This window comes from Amycolatopsis sp. NPDC021455 (genome assembly GCF_040640995.1).
Classification (GTDB): Bacteria; Actinomycetota; Actinomycetes; order Mycobacteriales; family Pseudonocardiaceae; genus Amycolatopsis.
The window spans coordinates 142,766-161,221 of record NZ_JBFACT010000007.1 but is presented as its reverse complement, the minus strand read 5'-3'; the positions used below and the strand labels follow the sequence as shown (position 1 = coordinate 161,221).

Here is an 18,456-nt window from a genome sequence, read left to right as displayed (position 1 = left end):
GCCTTGTTTCCTTTCCGAGTTACTTGCCCCCGGTCGTGGCGATTCCGCGGACGAGGTAGCGCTGTCCGAAGAGGAAGGCCAGGAAGATGGGGAGGAGGGAGAGGACGCTCATCGCGAACAGCGAGCCCCACGAGGTGGTCGACGTGGCGTCGACGAACGAGCGCAGGGCGACCGGCACCGTGTACATCTGCGGGTCGGTCAGGTAGATCAGCTGGCTGAAGAAGTCGTTCCAGGTCCAGATGAACGTGAAGATCGTCGTGGTGGCCAGCGCCGGTTTCATCAGCGGCAGGATGATCCGCAGGAAGATCCGGGGGTGCCCGCAGCCGTCGATCCGGGCGGCCTCGTCCAGCTCGCGAGGCAGCCCGCGGATGAACTGCACCATGAGGAAGACGAAGAACGCGTCGGTGGCCAGCACCTTCGGCACGATCAGCGGCAGGAACGTGTTCACCCAGCCCAGCTGGGAGAACAGGATGTACTGCGGCACGATGATCACGTGCACCGGCAGCATGATCGTGCCGAGCATGACGGCGAACCACCACCGCTTGCCGGTGAACTCCAGGCGCGCGAAGGCGTAGGCGGCCATGGAGCACGACACCAGGTTCCCGAGGATGCAGCCCAGCACCACGATGGCCGAGTTGACCAGGTAGTGCCCGAACGGTGACGCCAGCGCGGTCCAGCCGTCGGCGTAGTTCTGCACCCGCAGGTGGTCCAGCACCAGGCCGGCGCTGCGGAAGATCTCGTCGTTCGGCCGCAGCGAGCTGATGACCATCCACAGCACCGGATACAGCATGACCACCCCGGCCAGCAGCAGGCCGAGGTGCTTGCCTGCGGTCCGCAGGCGCGCGATTTCAGTCGTCATAGAACACCCAGAACCTCGACGCCCAGAAATTGACGCCGGTGATTCCGGCGATCATCAGCAGCAGCGACCACGCCAGCGCCGAGGCGTAACCCATGTCGAAGCGCGCGAAACCCTGCTGGTACAGGTACAGCGTGTAGAGCATGGTGGAATCCGAGGGACCACCGGTGCCACCGGAGACGACGAACGCCTGGGTGAACGACTGGAACGCGTGGATCATCTGCAACACCAGATTGAAGAAGACGATCGGCGACAGCAGCGGCAGCGTGATCCGCCGGAACCGCGTCCACCGGCCCGCGCCGTCAATGGACGCGGCCTCGTAGTACATCGCCGGGATCTGCCGCAGGCCGGCCAGGAAGATGACCATCGGCGCACCGAAGGTCCACACGTTGAGCACAATCAGCGTCGACAACGCCGAATCCGGGTCGGAGATCCACCCGTGCCCGCTGATGCCGAAGAGGCCGAGCACGCGGTTCACCAGGCCCTCGGTACCGAAGATCTGCCGCCACAGCACCGCGATCGCCACGCTCGACCCGAGCAGCGAGGGCAGGTAGAACGCCGACCGGTAGAACGCCAGACCGCGCATGCCCCGGTCCAGCAGCAGGGCGACACCGAGTGCGCACGCCAGTTGCAGCGGCACCGACACGAGGACGTAGGTGAAGGTCACGCCCAGCGCGTTGTGCAGCCGCTCGTCGGTGAAGATCCGGGCGAAATTGCCGAGCCCGATGAACCGGGGCGGCTGGATCAGGTTGTACTTGGTGAACCCGAGCCCGAGGGACGCCGCGATCGGCCCGGCGGTGAAGAACACCAGCCCGGCGAACCACGGCAGCAGAAACCAGAACGCCGCCTTGTTGTTCCGCCGGGAGGCCCGCACGCCGCGGCGACGCAGTCCGCGGAGTTCGTCGAGGGTACTCACGCCGCCGTCTCCTCGTCGAGACCCGGAAAACGCATTCCTGAAGTGTGGCGCGCGACACTCCGGCCGTCAAGAGCTGATCAACCGGCGCGTTCGGCGGTGCTGTCCCGGACCACCAAGCGTCCTTCGACGGTCACATGGGTGACCGCGCCGGGTTCGCCCAGCGCGAGGCGGATCGCCTCCGCGCCGGCGTAGGCGAGCGGTAGCGCCACGGTGGTGAGCCTCGGTGTGACGTTGACCGCCAGCCGGATGTCGTCGAACCCGGTCAGCGACACGTCGTCCGGCACCGCCACGCCGGCCTCGCGGAATGCCCGGAGCGCGCCGACCGCGATCAGGTCGTTCGCCGCGACCACGGCGTCGGTTCCGGCGAGCCCCTCGGCGACCAGCCGCCTGCCCGCCTCGAGCCCGCCCTCCCGGCTCACCGCGCAGTACGCGATCCGCACGTCGGCCGCCGCGACACCGCCGGCCAGGAGGCCGTCGACGAACCCGGCGGTTCGGGCAGCCGGTGCGGCCTCCTCCCGGGCGCCCGCGATGATCGCGATGCGCCGGTGTCCCGTCTCGGCCACGAACTCGCCGAGGCGGCGAGCGGCGCCCCGGTTGTCGAAACCGACCGAGTGGAACGGCAGGTCCGTATCGCCGACGACCACCACCCGTCCCCCGTCGCGCTCGTAGGCGCGCAGTTCTTCGAGGAGCCGGCCGGACAGCGCGTCGGCGGCGACCCGGCCGGAGGTGAGGACCAGCGCACGCGGCCGCAGCGCCCGGACGTGGCGGATGGTCTCGAGCTGGCGCCCGGGATCGCCGTGGGTCGCCGACACCGTGACGAACGCGCCGGTGGTACTGGCCTCCCGCTCCATCGCCGACACCATGATGGCGATCGACGGCGTGGTGAGGTCGTCGGCGACGAGGGCCAGCGACCCACTGGTCCCCCGCATCGCCCGCGCGGACGCGTCAGCGGTGTACCGCAGCCGCTCGGCGGCGGCCAGCACGCGCTCCCGGTACTCGGGCGCGACGGTCCGCGAGCTGGCGCCCAGCACCCGCGAGGCGGTCGCCAGCGACACCCCGGCGGCCGCCGCCACGTCGTGCAGCGTCACGGTGTCCCGTGCCGGATGCGGCATCCCCACCCCACTTCGCACGCGCCGACGTCCGGCTTTCCGTTGTCCCGGAGCATGCCAGAAGATGGAAACACGCGGTGCTCCGCACGACACCGTAGCATCACTGACGGAAAACGTATTCCACATCTCTGAGGATCCAGGGAAGAGAGTTCGCCCCGCATGACCGAGCAAGACACCGGCTCCTCCCCCACCCTGCTGGACGTCGCCAGGGAAGCAGGCGTGTCGGCGGCCACGGCGTCGCGCGCGCTCAATGGCAGTACCCGCACTGTGAGCGCGGAGAAGCTGGCCCTCGTGCTCGAAGCTGCGGAGCGGCTCGGCTACGCGCCGAACCTCTCTGCGCAAGCCACCGCCCGGGGGTCGACGAAGACGGTCGCGCTGATCGTGCACGACATCGCCGACCCGTACTTCTCCTCCATCGCCGCCGGGATCGTGGAAGGCGCCGAGGCGGCGGGGCTGACCGTGACCATGGCGGTCACGGGCCGGTCGCCGGAGCGGGAACTGGAGATCGTCTCGATCCTGCGTGGCCACCGGCCCCACGCGATCGTGCTCGCCGGCAGCCGCATCGGCGATGACCAGAAGACGCTGGCCGGGGAACTGGGGACGTACCGAGCCGCGGGCGGGCGCGTAGCAGTGGTGAGCCAGCCAGGGCTGCCGTACGGAACCGTCACGATCGACAACCACGCAGGCGCTGAGGCACTGGCGGACGCGCTGGTCGCGCACGGGTACCGGCGATTCGCCGTCCTACGAGGACCGGACGCCCTCCGCACGTCCCACGACCGCGCGGACGGGTTCGCCGCCGGGCTGGCCCGCGCCGGGATCGAAGTGCTCGCCACGATCGAAGCCGACTTCACCGAAGACGGCGGCCACTCCGCCATGACCAGCCTGCTCGGCCGCGGCAAGGACGACATCGAGCTGGTGTTCGCGGTAAACGACGTCATGGCGATCGGCGCCATGCGAGCGCTGCGTGACGCGAGCCTCGTCCCCGGTCGCGACCTCGCCGTGGCAGGGTTCGACGACATCACCGCGGCCACTGACGTCGACCCCGCCCTGACCACCGTCGCCGTGCCCACGCAGGGGATGGGCCTGCGCGCCATCGAGCTCGCCTTGGCCGACAACGAGGAACCCGAGCTGGTGTGGCTGCCGACGAGCGTCGTCCTGCGGGAAAGCACTCCCCGACGCGGTTAAGCTTTGTGGTACGCCCGGAAGTAGTCGACCACGAATTCCTTGGGGCGCGGATCCTTCGGATCCACGGTTCCCGTCCACCCCGCGTTCTCGTAGATACCGAGCAGGAACACCGAGGCGTAGGCCGGGGACGCGTTGATTGTCTTCGTGAGCCTGTTGTCGACGTAAAGCTTGAGCTGCGTCGGCGTCCACTCGAGCCCGTAGATGTGCATCCCGCCGGCCAGGTCGAAGCCGGTCCCGATCGAGTTGTCGACCTCCGGGACCGCCGGATCGGACCACTTGTGCAGGCTGAAGTTGAAGTTGCGCGGAGTGCGTCCCGGGTGTTCCATGATGTCCACTTCGGCGTTCTGGGTCGCCGTGTCCTGCTTCCCGACCGTCCAGAACGCGGCGTGGAGACCGCTCCTCGCGGAGGTCTTGCCGCGGATCTCGAAGTAGCCGTACTTGGGGGCGTACTTCCAGATGGTGGGGATCGTGTGGTCTTGCGGAGACGTCTTGTGCAGGCCGGTCCGCTGCCCGGTCTGGATGCTGGAGACCTTCATCGGATCGCCGGCGTAGTAGGTCGGCTGGTCGTCGTCGATCCGCAGCACGAGGGCACCGTTGCGGAAGCCGTACCGGGCCCGGGAGCGCCATTCCGGCGTGCGTGATTCCAAGTAGTTCGTGATCCACAGGTTCGGATCGAGGCTGCCGTTGAACTCGTCGTGCCGATCGAGCACCCACCCCGCCTTGTCCAGCGGATTCGGCGGCGTGTCCGCCGCCTGGGCGGCCGGAGCGAGGCCGACGCAGGCCAGCACCGCGGCGGCCAACGCCGGCCAGACGGCGGCTCTTCCAGTGAAGCTTCGCATGCCTGTCATGGTTCTCCCGCCCGTCCGGTCGCTCCACAGCCTTGGAAAGCGTTTTCCGATTCGCTGGACCATGATGCCGCAAGACGTCGATCGACAACAACCCTCCGATCGAGCCACCTGGTAAAACATCGTTATAGGAGCCATCGGCGGTCGACGCCTTTTCGGAACGCGTTTTCCAACATTTCGGGTCGACTAGCCCTGCAACCGTCCGAGTTGCCCCGTACGATGCGGGAGCAAGATCGACACCGGGCGGGAAGGCAGGGCACATGACCGAGGCGCTCTTCGTGGTCACCGGAGCAGACCACTGGACCTTGACCGACGGCACCAAGCACCCGACCGGCTACTGGGCGGAGGAATTGGCGGAGCCGCACCGGATCTTCCGCGAAGCGGGTTTCACGATCACGATCGCCACCCCGGGCGGCGCAGCGCCCACAGTGGATCGCACGAGCCTGTCCGCGGCGGGCAACGGCGGCGACGAGCGGCGCGCCCGCCGGATCAGCGAGTACCTCGACGGCATCAAGGCCGAACTCGACCACCCCGCCCGGCTCGAAGACGTGCACGCGGCGGACTACGACCTGGTGTTCGTCCCCGGCGGGCACGGCCCCATGGAAGACCTCGCCGTCTCGCCCGCCACCGGGCGGATCCTGACCTCGGCCCTCGATGCCGGCAAGATCCTCGGAGTCCTTTGCCACGCTCCTGCCGCCCTGCTCGCAGCCGAGCGGCCGGACGGCGCGTGGCCGTTCGCGGGTTACCGCATGACTTCGTTCACCAACGCCGAAGAAGCGGCGAACGGCTTCGGGGACAAGGCCCCGTGGCTGGTCGAGGACCGTCTCCGCGCCCTGGGAGCGGATTTCGTCGCGGCGGCCCCGTGGTCGTCCCACGTCGTGGTCGACCGCAACCTCTACACCGGGCAGAACCCCTTCTCCTCGGTAGAGCTGGCGAACACGATCGTCACAGCAGCCATTCGGTGATCGCTCGCGTCCGGCCGCCGAAGTCGAACAACGTCGGGCCGACCTCCCAGCCGACAAGGAAAGCCCCTTCAGCGCACGCGGACCGGCTGCCGACCAGGTCGAAGCAGGTCGCGCGGTCACCCGCTACCCGGCGGCGATCCGCGCGGCGATCGCCGCACCGAGGCCGGCGGTCGTCCCCGGGCCGCCGAGGTCGGGGGTGAGCACGTCCGGCTGCTCATCGAGCACGCTTTCGATCGCGGCGACGACCCGGGCGGCGGCGACGGGTTCGCCGAGGTGGTCGAGCATCATCGCACCGCTCCAGATCTGCCCGACGGGGTTGGCGATCCCACGCCCGGCGATGTCGGGCGCCGAGCCGTGGACCGGCTCGAACAAGCTCGGCCAGGTGCGGTCCGGGTTGATGTTGGCGCTCGGGGCGATCCCGATCGTGCCGGTGCACGCGGGTCCGAGGTCGGACAGGATGTCGCCGAAGAGGTTGCTGGCCACGACGACGTCGTAGGCCCGCGGGCTCAGCACGAACTTGGCCGCGAGGATGTCGATGTGGTCCTTGTCCGCGGTGACTCCCGGGTACCGTGCGGCCATCGCGGCCGCGCGCTCGTCCCAGTACGGCATCGAGATGGAGATCCCGTTGCTCTTGGTCGCCCACGTCAGGTGCTTGCGCGGGCGGGCGGCGGCGAGGTCGAAGGCGTACCGCAATACGCGGTCCACACCCGTGCGGGTCATCACCGTCTCTTGCAGCACGGTCTCCCGGTCGGTGCCTTCGAAGATCCGGCCGCCGATGCTGGAGTACTCGCCTTCGGTGTTCTCGCGGACGACGAGGAAGTCGATGTCGCCCGGCCTGTGGCCACGCAGCGGGCCGCGGACGCCGCGCAGCAGCCGGACCGGTCGCAGGTTGACGTACTGGTCGAAGCCGCGGCGGAACTTCAGCAGGCTTCCCCAGAGGGACACGTGGTCGGGCACCACGTCCGGCCATCCGACCGCGCCGAAGAAGATCGCGTCGAAGCCGGCAAGGACGTCACGCCAGTTCGGCGGCAGCATCTCGCCGTGCTCCAGCCAGTATTCGGCGGAAGCGAAGCCGAACTCGGTGGTCTCGAGCCCGAAGCCGTGCACTTCGGCCGCGGCTCGCAGGCAGCGCAGGCCTTCCGGGACGACCTCGCGCCCGATGCCGTCGCCGGGGACGACCGCGACGCGGTAGCGGTGGTTCACAACATCCTCCTTCGCTCACGGCGGCGCGCGCGAGCTGGACGCTCACTCCCGGTGGTCGGCAAACGCCTGAAAGCCCTCGAAGAACGGCTCGGTCCACGCTCTGGATGCGCCGACTGGCGCACAACCGCCGGGTGCCGTGCGCCGCACCGTCCCTATCAGGGAGAACGAGGCGACTTCGCACTGTGGCGCTTCGGTGGCGTCGCCCAGCCCCCGCAAGGGACGGGTGCACGGCAGCCTGTCGAGCGACGACGGCGGCGTCGCGACGGACTGGGCACTGCGGGCCACGGGATCACCGCACTCTCGGAATGGTAGCTCCGGTCCTATTTCGGCAGGGGAGCCCTGGTGCGGGTGATCCCCGGTGTGCCGACGCCGGCCGCCGACATCTAGGCCCTCCTGGCCGATGACGTCCACGTGCCCAGGCGGACCAGCGCGCTGGTCGACCACCTGGCTGCCCGGTTGCCGGAGCGGCTCGCTGTCCGCTCGTGAACGGCCGCCTTCCGCCGGCGGGGCTGTCGCCGCGGCCGCGCCGGCTTCCGGCACGGCTCCCATGCCTCAGCCGGCGATCTTGGACGGGTGCGTGGCCAGCGGGGTCACCGTGATGTCCATGTGCGGGAACAACGGCAATCCCGACAACAGCGTGTGCAGCTCGTCGTGATCAGCGACGTCGAAGATCGAGAAGTTGGCGTACTCGCCGGCGACCCGCCATAGCTGCGGCCACTTGCCTTCCCGCTGCAGCTTCTGGCTGTACTCCTTCTCCCGCGCAAGGAGGTCGGCACGCTCCGCCGGGCCGAGGTCCGGGCGCAGGCGGACGTCCATGCGCACGTGGTACAGCATCAGGACCGCTCGGGGTCGAGGACGAAGCCGTACTCGATGGCCTCGCCGCCGTCGACGGAACGCGGCGAAAGCATCAGCTCGGGCTTGACCGCCGAGGCGATGTCGTCGTCGTTGTGCTCGTCGCCGGGGAAGTACAGCTGGGCGGTGAGCTGTTCGTGGGCCGGTGCGGAGACCTTGACGTGCAGGTGTGCCGGGCGCCAGGCGTGCCAGCCGGCCGCCGCGATCAGCTTGCCGCAGGCGCCGTCGGTCGGGATCTGGTACGGCGCCGGGCGGACGGTGTGGATCTCGAACCGGCCGGAGTCGTCGGCGGTGAACGACGCGCGCAGGTTCCATTCCGGAATCCCCGGTGCGAACTGCGAATAGAAACCGTCCGCGTCGGCGTGCCACAGCTCGATCTTCGCCCCGGCCAGCGCGGAGCCGTGGGTCGAGCTGACCTGCCCGGTCCAGGTCAGCGGTGTGCCGGGTTCGTTGTCCCGCATCGGAACCGAGCCGCGAGCACCTTGCGCGGGGGCGTCGGGCACGTAGTACGGGCCTTCGATGGTGCCCTTGTTGCCCTCGCGGTGCTCCGTGGCGACCTCTTCGACGACGTGCTCGACCCACACGTCGAGGAACAGCGGCCACTCGCCGTCCTCGCCGACGCTGATCAGCCACGACTTGAGTGCGTTGTACTCGTCGTAGGTGACCTTGTGCCTGCGGATCGTTCCGTGCACGGCTTCCAGGACCTCGCGGGCGAGCAGGCTGACGCGCTCGGGCGGTGTGCCGGCGACGCCGGCGAGCTTGTCGGACTTGAAGCGCTCGGTGGCGTTGGCGCCCGATGCCGCGGCGGTGGCGGTCTCGTGGATGGCGGTCATGGATCCTCCTTGGTTCGTGGTGGGAGTCAGCGGTCCTGGCGGTAACGCCGGAGTTTCTCGGGATCGATCGAGGCGCCGAGGCCGGCGCCGGGCCGGACGGCCAGTTCGCCGTCGGTGATGCACAGCGGTTCGGTGAGCAGGTCGTCGCTCATGTCGAGGAAGTTGGACAGCTCGCCCGCCCGGCGCGACGTCAGTTCGTAGGCCGCGCCGAACGCGACCGTGCAGAGCGAGCCGAGCTGGCCGTCGATCTGGTTGCCCATCACGACTTCCAGGCCGAGCCCTTCGGCGAGGTGGTGGGTTCGCTGCGAGCGGGTGAAGCCGGTGCGGGCGGTCTTGATGCTGACCGCGGTGGCCGACCCGCCGAGGATTTCGCGGGTGACGTCGGCGGGGGTGACGGCGGATTCGTCGGCGATGAACGGGACGTCCAGCTGCCGCACGAGCCAGCGACGGCCGAGCACATCGTCGGCGGGGCAGAGTTCTTCGGCGAACAGCAGGTCGAGGTCGGCCATCTCCTTCATCGCGCGGGCGGATTCGGCGGCGGTCCAGCCGCGGTTGCCGTCCACGTAGAGGTCGGCTCCCGGGCCGAGGCCCTCGCGCAGGGCACGCACCACGGCGGTGTCCAGCGACGCCGGATGGCGGCCGACTTTCACCTTGAACGTGGTGATGCCGTAGGTGTCGCGCATCTTCTCGGCTTCGGCGACCATCGCGGCGGGCTCGTCGAACCCCAGCATGTGCGACACGCGCATGCGGTCGGTGTAGCCGCCGAGCAGCTCGGTCACCGAGACGTCCAGGGACCGGCCGAGTGCGTCCCAGATGGCCATGTCGACGGCCGATTTGGCGGTCGGGTTCCCGACGGTGCGTTCGAGTCGTGTGTGGACGGTCTCACGGTCGAGCAGGCTGAGCCCGGCGACCTGCGGAGCGAAGATCGAGTCGATGACGGCGACGATCCCGGCCTGGGTCTCGCCGTAGGTGAAGGGCCGTGGCGGCGCTTCGGCGACCCCGACGATCCCGTCGTCGGTGTGCACGCGGACGAGCACATGCTCGGCGGCGTGCACCTCACCGGAGGCGAAGCGCAGGGGTTTGCGGTAGGGGATGGCGAACGGGATCGCCTCCACCCTGGTGATCTTCATCAGCTGACCTCTGCTGGTGGCCGTGCGGACGGGAAGACGTCCTCGAGTGCCGCGAGGACGGTGGCGACCAAGGGGAACCGGGTTTCGCGGTGCCACGCCAGCGCCAGCTCGACGCTCGCCGCGCCGGCGAGGTCCCGGAAGACGACCCCACCCAGCGGCAACGACCGGGCCGACTCGGGCACGACGCCGACGCCGAGGCCACCGGCGACCAGGGCGAGCAGTGCCGCGGTACCCGGGGCCTCGTGCCGGCGCTCCGGCGTGAACCCGGCGTTCCGACAGCTGCGCAGCACAGCCTCGTCCACGACGGAGTTGCGCCCGTCGTAGGTCACGAACGGCTCGGCCCGAAGGTCGGCCATCGCGACCACGGGCTCCACGGCCAGCCGGTGGTCGGCGGGCACCGCGAGGACCAGCGGTTCGACCTCGATCACCCGGTAGTCGATGTCGTCGCCGGTCACCGGCGGGCGCAGCACGCCGATGCCGAGCGAACCATCACGCAGCAGCGCGCACTGCTCGACCGTCAAGAGGTCGGCGCGGACCTCGAGCTCGACCTGCGGCACCCGCTGCGCGAGCGCACGGGCCAGGTGCGGCAGATGGGAGAACGCGGCGGTCCCGGTGAAGCCGATCCGGACCAGACCGAGCTGGCCGGCACCGATGCGGCGGACGCCCCGGACCCCGGCCTCGACGGCCGCGAGCACTCGCCGGACCTCGCCGAGGAAGAACTCTCCCGCCGGAGTGAGCGTGACCTGCCGGGTCGTGCGAGCCAGCAGGGCCACGCCCAGCTCGTCCTCCAGCTGCCGGATGGCGTGCGACAGCGCCGGCTGAGCGATGTGCAGCCGCTCGGCGGCGCGGCCGAAGTGGCACGTTTCGGCGACAGCGGCGAAGTAGCGCAGGTGACGCAGTTCCACGGCGAGCCTCCTCCCGGTTCCTTGTCGCCGATCACCTCACCGTAGGGACGTCGCTGATCGAGGACAAAGACCTAGTTTCGACTGATTAATAAACAGAAAATATCAATACCACCCTAGGTCAGGTCTAGGCATTTGCCTGGTGTGACGGGCGGCACGGGCTGTCATGGTTCGACGGGCATGCCACCGGTGGCGTCGGATCGCCGGAGGCCGAGCAGAGCCGATCCGGGCCGCTGGAGGATCCATGACCGAAATGCTGGAGCACGTGTCCGCCGTCGTCGCCGACGCGGTCGTCGAGGACCGTGAAGCGGGCGTGTACCGCGCGAACCGGCGGATCTTCACCGACGAGGAGATCTTCGAACTCGAGCTGAAGCACATCTTCGAGGGCAACTGGATCTACCTCGCCCACGAAAGCCAGCTGCCGGACCCCGGCGACTACTTCACCACCCACATCGGCCGCCAGCCCGTCGTGATCACCCGGGACTCCGGCGGCGAGCTGCACTGCCTGATCAACGCCTGCGCCCACCGCGGCGCGATGCTCTGCCGCCGCAAGACCGACAACCGCACCACGCTGACGTGTCCGTTCCACGGCTGGACGTTCCGCAACGACGGCAAGCTGCTCAAGGTCAAAGACCCCGACGGTGCCGGCTACCCGGACAGCTTCGACACCGGCGGCTCCCACGACCTGACCAAGGTCGCACGGTTCGATTCCTACCGCGGCTTCCTGTTCGGCAGCCTCAACCCGGACGTCGTCTCACTGGCGGAGCACCTCGGCGACACCACGAAGGTCATCGACATGCTCGTCGACCAGTCCCCCGACGGACTGGAGGTCCTGCGCGGCAGCTCGACCTACACCTTCGACGGCAACTGGAAGGTCCAGGCGGAGAACGGCGCCGACGGCTACCACGTCACCGCGACCCACTGGAACTACGCCGCCACCACCGCCCGCCGCAACACCGGCGAGTCCAAGAACGACACCAGGACTCTCGACGCCGGGAGCTGGGGAAAGTCCGGTGGCGGCTACTGGTCCTTCCCGCACGGGCACCTGTGCCTGTGGACGTGGGCGGGCAACCCGCAGGACCGTCCACTGTGGTCGCGTATGGACGAGCTGAAGGAACGCTTCGGCGACGCCAAGGGCGAGTTCATGGTCCGTGGCTCCCGCAACCTCTGCCTGTACCCCAACGTGTACCTGATGGACCAGTTCTCCACGCAGATCCGGCACTTCCGCCCGATCGCGCCGGACAAGACCGAGGTCACCATCTACTGCATCGCGCCCAAGGGCGAGAGCGCCGACGCCCGCGCCTGGCGGATCCGCCAGTACGAGGACTTCTTCAACGCCTCCGGCATGGCCACCCCCGACGACCTCGAGGAGTTCCGCTCCTGCCAGCTCACCTTCCGCGCCACCGCCGCGCCCTGGAACGACATGAGCCGCGGCGCGCAGCACTGGCTCACCGGGCCCGACGAGGTCGCCGAAGCCCTCGACATGAAGGGCGTCATCTCCGCCGGCAAAAGGAACGAGGACGAAGGTCTCTACCCCGTCCAGCACGGCTACTGGCGCGAAACGATGCAGGCCGCGATCGCCGCCGAGCGAGGAGGAACCCGATGACCACCGTCGAAAAGACGATCACCCAGCACGACATCGAGCAGTTCCTCTACCGCGAAGCCCGCTACCTCGACGACCGCGAGTTCGAAAAGTGGCTGGAGTGCTACGCCGACGACGTCGTCTACTGGATGCCCTCCTGGGGCGACGACGACCTGCTCACCGAAGACCCGCGAACCGACATCTCGCTCATCTACTACCCGAACAAGGGCGGCCTGGAGGACCGGGTCTTCCGCATCCGCACCGAACGCTCCAGCGCGACGTCCATCCCGGAACCGCGGACCAGCCACAACATCACCAACGTCGAGCTGATCGAGCGCCGCGGGGACCTCGTCGACGTCCGGTTCAACTGGCACACCATGTACTTCCGCTACAAGACCGTCGACCCGTACTACGGCACTTCGTTCTGCACCATCGACTTCTCCGGCCCCGCGCCGCTGATCCGCCGCAAGACCGTGGTGCTCAAGAACGACTACATCCACCACGTCGTCGACGTCTACCACATCTGAGGTCCGCCATGACCCACCAGATCGCTCTGTCCTTCGAGGACGGTGTCACCCGGTTCATCACCTGCGCGCCGGACCAGACCGTCGCCGACGCCTCCTACCGTCAGCGCATCAACATCCCGCTCGACTGCCGTGACGGCGCCTGCGGCACCTGCAAGGCGTTCTGCGAGTCCGGCGAGTACGACGGCGGCAGCTACATCGACGACGCGCTCACCGAGGACGAGGCCGGGCGCGGCTACGTGCTGCCGTGCAGCATGAAGCCGAAGTCCGACCTGGTGCTGCGCATCGCGAGCACGTCCGCGGTCGCCAAGACGCAGGCGGCGACCTACCCGGCGACGCTCACCGCGCTCGACCGGCTGTCGCCCACGACCGTGGCCGTCACCCTGGAGACGCCGGAGCGGGAGAAGCTCGCTTTCCTACCCGGCCAGTACGTCAACGTCGCCGTGCCCGGCACCGACGAGACCCGCTCGTACTCGTTCAGCAACGCCCCCGACGAGAAGCACCTGACGTTCCTGGTGAAGCTCACGCCCGGCGGTGTGATGTCCGAATACCTGACCGGCCGGGCGAAGCCGGGCGACGAGCTGACCTTCACCGGGCCGCACGGCAGCTTCTTCCTGCGCGAGACCGAGCGGCCGGTGCTCCTGCTCGCGGGCGGCACCGGGCTCGCGCCCATCCTGTCGATCCTGCGCGCCATGCGGGCGACTGGAGCCACCCGGCCGGCGCACCTGGTCTACGGCGTCAGCACGGACGACGACCTCGTCGAGGTCGACACGTTGCGGGAGCTGGCCGCCCAGACGGAGAACCTGACGTGGGACTACTGCGTCGCCGATCCGGGCAGCACGGCCCCGAACAGGGGGTACGTCACCACGCTGATCCGCGACGAGCATCTGCGCGACGGCGACGTCGCGGTCTACCTGTGCGGGCCGCCGCCGATGGTCGAAGCCGTCCGCAAGCACTTCGCCGGCATCGGGTTCATGCCGACCGGGTTCTACTACGAGAAGTTCGCCCTCGCCGCCGGCCCCGGCGGGCCGGTCGCGGCCTCGCCCGAACCGCAACAGGTCCCCGACGCCGAGCCGGCACCCGAGGTCACCGTCCCGGTTCCCCGGCTGGACGGCCGGCCCGGCGCGAGCCGCACCCTGGCCGGCCGGACGGTCTTTCCCGAGGTGGCCCTCACCGCGTCGACCAGCGGCCCGGCCCGCTCGGCCCGGGAAGAGGCGGCCACCGCGTGCACGATCGCCGGGCAACGGATCTGGCCCGGCACCGGCAGGGGCGAGGGCGGGCTCGACCCCGGCGAGCCCGCCCTCGCCGACGCCACCGCCCGATCGATCGCCGGGCAGGAAGTCCTCCCGGCGTGGGCGGGTACCGAACCGCCGGCACCCGGTCACTACGAAATCGGCGAAGAACACCCGTCGGTGCACGAATCGGACGCGGTGTTCGAAGCCCGTCAGGCCCTCGAACTCGGCGCCCTGGAACTCACCATCGGCAGGCTGTCCTCGCAGCAGCTCGCCGGCTACCGGCTGCTCGCCGAGTCGGCCGTGCCCTACGTGGACGGTGACCGATTCGTCGACGCCGCCGCCTACACCGAAGCGAACGCCGCCTTCCACGACTACCTGTTCAGCCTCACCGGCAACGACCACCTCCTGCAGGCCTACCGCGCCCTCGGCGTCAAGGGCCACATGGAGACGACCCTGCGGGGCGCCACGTGGTGCCACCCGCGCTGCACCCAGGACCACCTCGACATCGTCACGGCGTTCGACGCCGGCGACCGCAGCACCGCCCGCAGGCTGATCGCCGGGCACGCGGACCGCTCGAAGATCACCACCCGGCGAGCCATGGCCGACGCCGACACCGCGAAGCGGCCCCGGTTCGTCACGCCCGGCCGCTTCACCGGCAAGGTCGTCATCATCACCGGTGCCGCCCAGGGCATCGGCGAGCACACCGCCCGCCGGATCGCCGCCGAAGGCGGCACGCTCGTGCTGGCCGACCGCGCGGACCTCGTCGAAGGCCTGGCCGCCGAACTGGCGGGCGACGCCGTGGTCACCGACCTCGAAACCTGGGAAGGCGCCCAGGCCGTCGCGGAGGCCGCGCTCGCCCGGCACGGCCGGATCGACGTGCTGGTCAACAACGTCGGCGGAGCGATCTGGTTCAAGCCGTTCACCGAGTTCACGCCCGAGCAGATCGAAGCCGAGCTGCGCCGGTCGCTGCTGACCACGCTGTTCGCCTGCCGGGCCGCGCTGCCGTCGATGAGCGAGCGCAACAGCGGGGTGATCGTGAACGTCTCCTCGGCGGCCACCCGCGGCATCCACCGGATTCCCTACTCCGCGGCCAAGGGCGGGATCAACGCGATCACCGCCTCGCTCGCCGTCGAGTACGCCGGCGCAGGGATCCGCGTGGTCGCCACCGCGCCCGGGGGCACGGACGCCCCGCCGCGGCGCGTCTCCCGCGGCGGTCCCGCGTTGGGGTCGGCGCAGGAAAAGGCCTGGTTCCAGGCGCACATCGACCAGACGCTCGAGTCGTCCCTGCTCAAGCGATACGGCACCCTCGACGAACAAGCAGCGGCGATCGCGTTCCTGGCTTCCGACGAGGCGTCGTACGTGACCGGCACCGTCCTGCCGGTCGCGGGCGGCGACCTCGGCTGACACCGGCGGCACCGGTGCCAACCCGCGCAGCGGCTCCGATGGGCGTCGGCGCCGGTCAGGCGGCACGCTGGGCGGGCGGCCACGATCGAAGTACCTGTCCTGGCGAAGGGGCCCGGCCGGATCGCGGATCGAGGAGGGCGATATGACGAGAGCGGCAGAGTCGCTGGTCGGGCGAGCGGAGCTCGTCGCCGGCCTGGAGCAGCGCCTCCAGACCGGCCACAACCGCTTCGTTCTGCTCGCCGGCCCGCCCGGCATCGGCGCGACAGCCATCGCCGGCCAGGTTGCACGGCGCCACCAGGGGCCGCGGCTGTCCATGACGGCGGCCGCGTGGGAATCCCGCTGTTCGTACGCCCTGCTGACCCAGGCCTTCCCCGGGATGCCGGCGTCCGACCCCTTGGCCACCGCCGCCCAGCTCGTCGAACGGCTCACCCCTGGCACGCTGCTGGTCATCGACGACGCGCACCTCGCCGACATCATGTCACTGCGCACCCTGGCCTCGGCGCTGCGCCACCACCCCGGAGCACAGCTGAAGATCCTGGTCACCGCCACCACCGGTGATCTGCGAGCCGACGCCGAAGCGCTCGATCTGCTGCCGCGCGTCGCCACCGACCGCCCGCGGATTCTGCCGCTGGACGCCGCGCAGATCAGCGAACTGGCCGCGTCCTACGGCGTCGCGCTCCACCCCTCGATGGCCGAACGGCTGGTGCGCCACAGCCTCGGCAGGCCGAAACCGGTGGTCGAGCTGCTCACCGAGCTGCCGAGAGCGATCTGGGCTCAGTTCGACCCCACGCTGCCCGCCCCGGCCACCGTCGACGCACGCGTCCGCCGAAGCCTCGAAGACTGCTCGCCCGCGGCTCGGCGCTTCGCCGAGGCGACCGCCGTCCTCGGTGCCGACACTCCGGTCCAGGACGTCCTCGCCCTCGCCGAGCTCGGCGAAGACCCGCTCGTCCTGCTGGACGAAGCCGCCGGCGCCGGCCTCGTCCGGCTCGCATCGCGCGGACTCACCAAGGTCGGCCCGCCTGACCCCATGGTCCGTGCAGCCGTCCTGACCAGGCTCGGCCCGGCCCGGCGCGCCGGGCTGCAACGCCGCGCCGCGGAGCTGGTCGCCGACCCCGTCCGGTCGCTGCGGCTGCTGGTCGCCGCCAGTCCCGTGCCCGACGAGACGATCGCCGTCCGGCTCGACGACCTCGCGCGCGAGCGAGCGGCCGAGGGAGCCTGGGGCACCGCCGCCACCCTGCTCAGCGACGCGAGCCGGCTCACCGACGAGCCCCAGCCGCGGCAGGCCCGGCTCACCCGGGCCGTCGACGCCCTGATCGGCGCCGGGGACGTCTTCCGCGCGGCGGCACTGGTCCCGGAGGTCGAAGGCATCCGGGAAACCCCGCTGCGGGACGCCGTCCTCGGCTACCTCGCGGTGGTCCGCGGCCGGGCCACCGAGGCCGGCACCCGGCTGCGTCGTGCGTGGGACATCGTCAACGCCGAGCGCGACCCGGAGACGGCGGCCCTCATCTGCCAGCGCTACGTCCTCGACGCGCTCGCCCGCTACGACGGCGGCGACCTCGTGCGGTGGGCCGACCGCGCCATCGAGCTCGCCGGCGACGGCACGCCCCCGGCCGTGGAGGCCGCGGCCATCCGCGGCCTCGGCCTGGCCGCCACCGGCCGGGCCAAGCAGGCGCGGCGCGACTACGAGCACCTGATCAGCCGCCTGCGCCACGGCGCCCAAGCCCAGCGTGCGTTGCTGGCCCGCGGCTGGCTGAACCTGCTGACCGACCGGGTCGACGACGCCCGTGTCGACCTCGAAAGCGCGGTCCCCACCAGCTACCTCGGCGGCTCCGCGCGGATCTCGCTGTGGGCACGCGCGTGGCTCGCCCGCACGCAGTTCCTCACCGGTGAGTTCGACAGCGCCCTCGTCACCGTGCGCGACGCCCTGGAACTGCAGGAACGCAGCGGAATCCTCCTCACCGGGCCGCTGTTGTGGTGGACCGCCGCCGCCGTCCGCGCGCTGCGTGGCGAGTGGGACGTCGCCGAGGCCGTCCTGCTGCAGAGCACCACCCATGCGAACGACTACCCGATCATGCGGATCCCGGGCCAGCTCGCTCGCGCCCACGTCGCCGAAGCCCGCGCCGATTCCGCCGGAGTGCTGCGCGCGCTGCACCCGCTCACCCGGCCGTCCCCGGACTCCAGCACCGACGAACCCGGCCACTGGCCTTGGCAGGACATGTACGCCCACGCCCTGGTCCTGCTCGGACGGCTCGACGAGGCCGACGACTTCCTGGCCCCGCACGAGAAACTGGCGGCCAAGCGGGACCACGGCTCGGCCTGTGCGCGCCTCGCCGCGGCCCGCGGCCGGCTGCACGGCGCCCGCGGTGACGTCGCCGCCGCGACCGCGTCTTTCGACGAGGCGCTCGAGCGGACAGCCGCGCTGCCGCTGCGCTACGACCAGGCCCGCATCAACTTCGGGTACGGCCAGACCTTGCGCCGCCTCGGCCGCCGCGCCCGCGCGGACGTCGTGCTCACCGCGGCCCGGGACGGCTTCGCCGCGATGGGCGCGACGACCTGCATCGAACGATGTGACCGCGAGCTGAAGGCGGGCGGCATGCACCTGCTGCGCCCGGAATCGACCCCGGCGACCTTGACCCCACAGGAAGAAGCGGTGGCCCGGCTGGTCACCCGGGGGATGTCCAACAAGGAGGTCGCGGCCGAGCTGTTCCTGTCCAGCAAAACCGTGCAGTACCACTTGACACGGGTCTACGCCAAGCTCGGCATCCGCTCGCGGACCGAGCTGGCAGCCCGCCGGAACACCGTTCCCGAAACGTCTCTTCGGGACCCCCTCGCATCATTCGACAAAAATATCGACTTACAACTATGACAAGTGGAGCGTTTGGCGGGGTGCCGCCTGCGCTCGGGAAGGACGACGA

The 18,456-nt window shown here is 70.1% G+C and carries 15 protein-coding genes; 6 read left to right on the top strand and 9 right to left on the bottom strand.

What is annotated here, in order from left to right; all coding sequences use genetic code 11:
- Positions 1-19 precede the first annotated feature (19 nt).
- From AB0G28_RS12970 to AB0G28_RS12960, 3 genes are all read right to left on the bottom strand, one after another.
- A complete protein-coding gene (locus tag AB0G28_RS12970) occupies positions 20-859 on the bottom strand; it encodes a carbohydrate ABC transporter permease (protein ID WP_361087279.1) in 840 nt (279 codons plus the stop codon).
- Positions 849-1,772, bottom strand: coding sequence for a sugar ABC transporter permease (locus tag AB0G28_RS12965; protein ID WP_361087276.1), 924 nt, complete (start codon positions 1,770-1,772; stop codon positions 849-851). Before AB0G28_RS12965 ends, AB0G28_RS12970 begins: the two co-directional genes overlap by 11 nt.
- Positions 1,773-1,849: 77 nt before the next feature.
- A complete protein-coding gene (locus AB0G28_RS12960; RefSeq protein WP_361087274.1) occupies positions 1,850-2,884 on the bottom strand; it encodes a LacI family DNA-binding transcriptional regulator in 1,035 nt (344 codons plus the stop codon).
- Positions 2,885-3,040: 156 nt separating this feature from the next.
- Here AB0G28_RS12960 and AB0G28_RS12955 point away from each other — a divergent pair, with 156 nt between their 5' ends.
- Positions 3,041-4,066, top strand: coding sequence for a LacI family DNA-binding transcriptional regulator (locus AB0G28_RS12955; protein WP_361087271.1), 1,026 nt, complete (start codon positions 3,041-3,043; stop codon positions 4,064-4,066).
- Here the strand turns inward: AB0G28_RS12955 and AB0G28_RS12950 are convergent.
- Positions 4,063-4,905, bottom strand: a complete 843-nt coding sequence (locus tag AB0G28_RS12950) for a glycoside hydrolase family 16 protein (protein WP_361087268.1) — start codon at positions 4,903-4,905, stop codon at positions 4,063-4,065. The genes AB0G28_RS12955 and AB0G28_RS12950 overlap by 4 nt on opposite strands.
- A 266-nt stretch (positions 4,906-5,171) precedes the next feature.
- On the opposite strand from AB0G28_RS12950, the gene AB0G28_RS12945 reads away from it, so the two are divergent.
- Complete coding sequence (locus tag AB0G28_RS12945; RefSeq protein WP_361087265.1) at positions 5,172-5,876, top strand: type 1 glutamine amidotransferase domain-containing protein; 705 nt, start codon at positions 5,172-5,174, stop codon at positions 5,874-5,876.
- A 123-nt stretch (positions 5,877-5,999) separates the two neighbouring features.
- On the opposite strand, the gene AB0G28_RS12940 is transcribed toward AB0G28_RS12945, so the two are convergent.
- The 5 genes from AB0G28_RS12940 to AB0G28_RS12920 form a co-directional block, all read right to left on the bottom strand.
- Positions 6,000-7,079, bottom strand: a complete 1,080-nt coding sequence (locus AB0G28_RS12940; RefSeq protein ID WP_361087262.1) for a tartrate dehydrogenase — start codon at positions 7,077-7,079, stop codon at positions 6,000-6,002.
- Between the two features lie 552 nt (positions 7,080-7,631).
- Positions 7,632-7,913, bottom strand: coding sequence for a muconolactone Delta-isomerase (gene catC, locus AB0G28_RS12935; protein ID WP_361087259.1), 282 nt, complete (start codon positions 7,911-7,913; stop codon positions 7,632-7,634).
- A complete protein-coding gene (gene catA / locus AB0G28_RS12930) occupies positions 7,913-8,764 on the bottom strand; it encodes a catechol 1,2-dioxygenase (protein WP_361087256.1) in 852 nt (283 codons plus the stop codon). Before catA ends, catC begins: the two co-directional genes overlap by 1 nt.
- 26 nt (positions 8,765-8,790) lie before the next feature.
- The gene (locus tag AB0G28_RS12925) at positions 8,791-9,894 is read right to left on the bottom strand and encodes an enolase C-terminal domain-like protein (protein WP_361087253.1); all 1,104 of its coding nucleotides are present in this window, start codon (positions 9,892-9,894) and stop codon (positions 8,791-8,793) included.
- The gene (locus AB0G28_RS12920) at positions 9,894-10,799 is read right to left on the bottom strand and encodes a LysR substrate-binding domain-containing protein (protein WP_361087250.1); all 906 of its coding nucleotides are present in this window, start codon (positions 10,797-10,799) and stop codon (positions 9,894-9,896) included. Before AB0G28_RS12920 ends, AB0G28_RS12925 begins: the two co-directional genes overlap by 1 nt.
- Positions 10,800-11,040: 241 nt before the next feature.
- Here AB0G28_RS12920 and benA point away from each other — a divergent pair, with 241 nt between their 5' ends.
- The 4 genes from benA to AB0G28_RS12900 all read left to right on the top strand — a co-directional run bounded on the left by benA (position 11,041) and on the right by AB0G28_RS12900 (position 18,407).
- On the top strand, positions 11,041-12,402 hold the full coding sequence (benA, locus tag AB0G28_RS12915) for a benzoate 1,2-dioxygenase large subunit (RefSeq protein ID WP_361087248.1): 1,362 nt from the start codon (positions 11,041-11,043) through the stop codon (positions 12,400-12,402).
- Complete coding sequence (benB, locus tag AB0G28_RS12910; protein ID WP_361087245.1) at positions 12,399-12,905, top strand: benzoate 1,2-dioxygenase small subunit; 507 nt, start codon at positions 12,399-12,401, stop codon at positions 12,903-12,905. Before benA ends, benB begins: the two co-directional genes overlap by 4 nt.
- Before the next feature lie 8 nt (positions 12,906-12,913).
- Positions 12,914-15,541, top strand: a complete 2,628-nt coding sequence (gene benC / locus AB0G28_RS12905; protein WP_361087242.1) for a benzoate 1,2-dioxygenase electron transfer component BenC — start codon at positions 12,914-12,916, stop codon at positions 15,539-15,541.
- A 142-nt stretch (positions 15,542-15,683) separates the two neighbouring features.
- Positions 15,684-18,407 carry a LuxR C-terminal-related transcriptional regulator gene (locus AB0G28_RS12900; protein ID WP_361087239.1) on the top strand — a complete coding sequence of 908 codons (2,724 nt, stop codon included), beginning with the start codon at positions 15,684-15,686 and terminating at the stop codon, positions 18,405-18,407.
- The last annotated feature ends 49 nt before the right edge of the window (positions 18,408-18,456 follow it).

Excerpts from the sequence above, each read along its gene's own strand:
- AB0G28_RS12970 (WP_361087279.1), bottom strand. The coding sequence starts at position 859 with ATGACGACTGAAATCGCGCGCCTGCGGACCGCAGGCAAGCACCTCGGC.
- AB0G28_RS12960 (WP_361087274.1), bottom strand. The coding sequence starts at position 2,884 with ATGCCGCATCCGGCACGGGACACCGTGACGCTGCACGACGTGGCGGCG.
- AB0G28_RS12955 (WP_361087271.1), top strand. The coding sequence starts at position 3,041 with ATGACCGAGCAAGACACCGGCTCCTCCCCCACCCTGCTGGACGTCGCC.
- AB0G28_RS12950 (WP_361087268.1), bottom strand. The coding sequence starts at position 4,905 with ATGCGAAGCTTCACTGGAAGAGCCGCCGTCTGGCCGGCGTTGGCCGCC.
- AB0G28_RS12945 (WP_361087265.1), top strand. The coding sequence starts at position 5,172 with ATGACCGAGGCGCTCTTCGTGGTCACCGGAGCAGACCACTGGACCTTG.
- catC (WP_361087259.1), bottom strand. The coding sequence starts at position 7,913 with ATGCTGTACCACGTGCGCATGGACGTCCGCCTGCGCCCGGACCTCGGC.
- catA (WP_361087256.1), bottom strand. The coding sequence starts at position 8,764 with ATGACCGCCATCCACGAGACCGCCACCGCCGCGGCATCGGGCGCCAAC.
- AB0G28_RS12925 (WP_361087253.1), bottom strand. The coding sequence starts at position 9,894 with ATGAAGATCACCAGGGTGGAGGCGATCCCGTTCGCCATCCCCTACCGC.
- benA (WP_361087248.1), top strand. The coding sequence starts at position 11,041 with ATGACCGAAATGCTGGAGCACGTGTCCGCCGTCGTCGCCGACGCGGTC.
- benB (WP_361087245.1), top strand. The coding sequence starts at position 12,399 with ATGACCACCGTCGAAAAGACGATCACCCAGCACGACATCGAGCAGTTC.
- benC (WP_361087242.1), top strand. The coding sequence starts at position 12,914 with ATGACCCACCAGATCGCTCTGTCCTTCGAGGACGGTGTCACCCGGTTC.
- AB0G28_RS12900 (WP_361087239.1), top strand. The coding sequence starts at position 15,684 with ATGACGAGAGCGGCAGAGTCGCTGGTCGGGCGAGCGGAGCTCGTCGCC.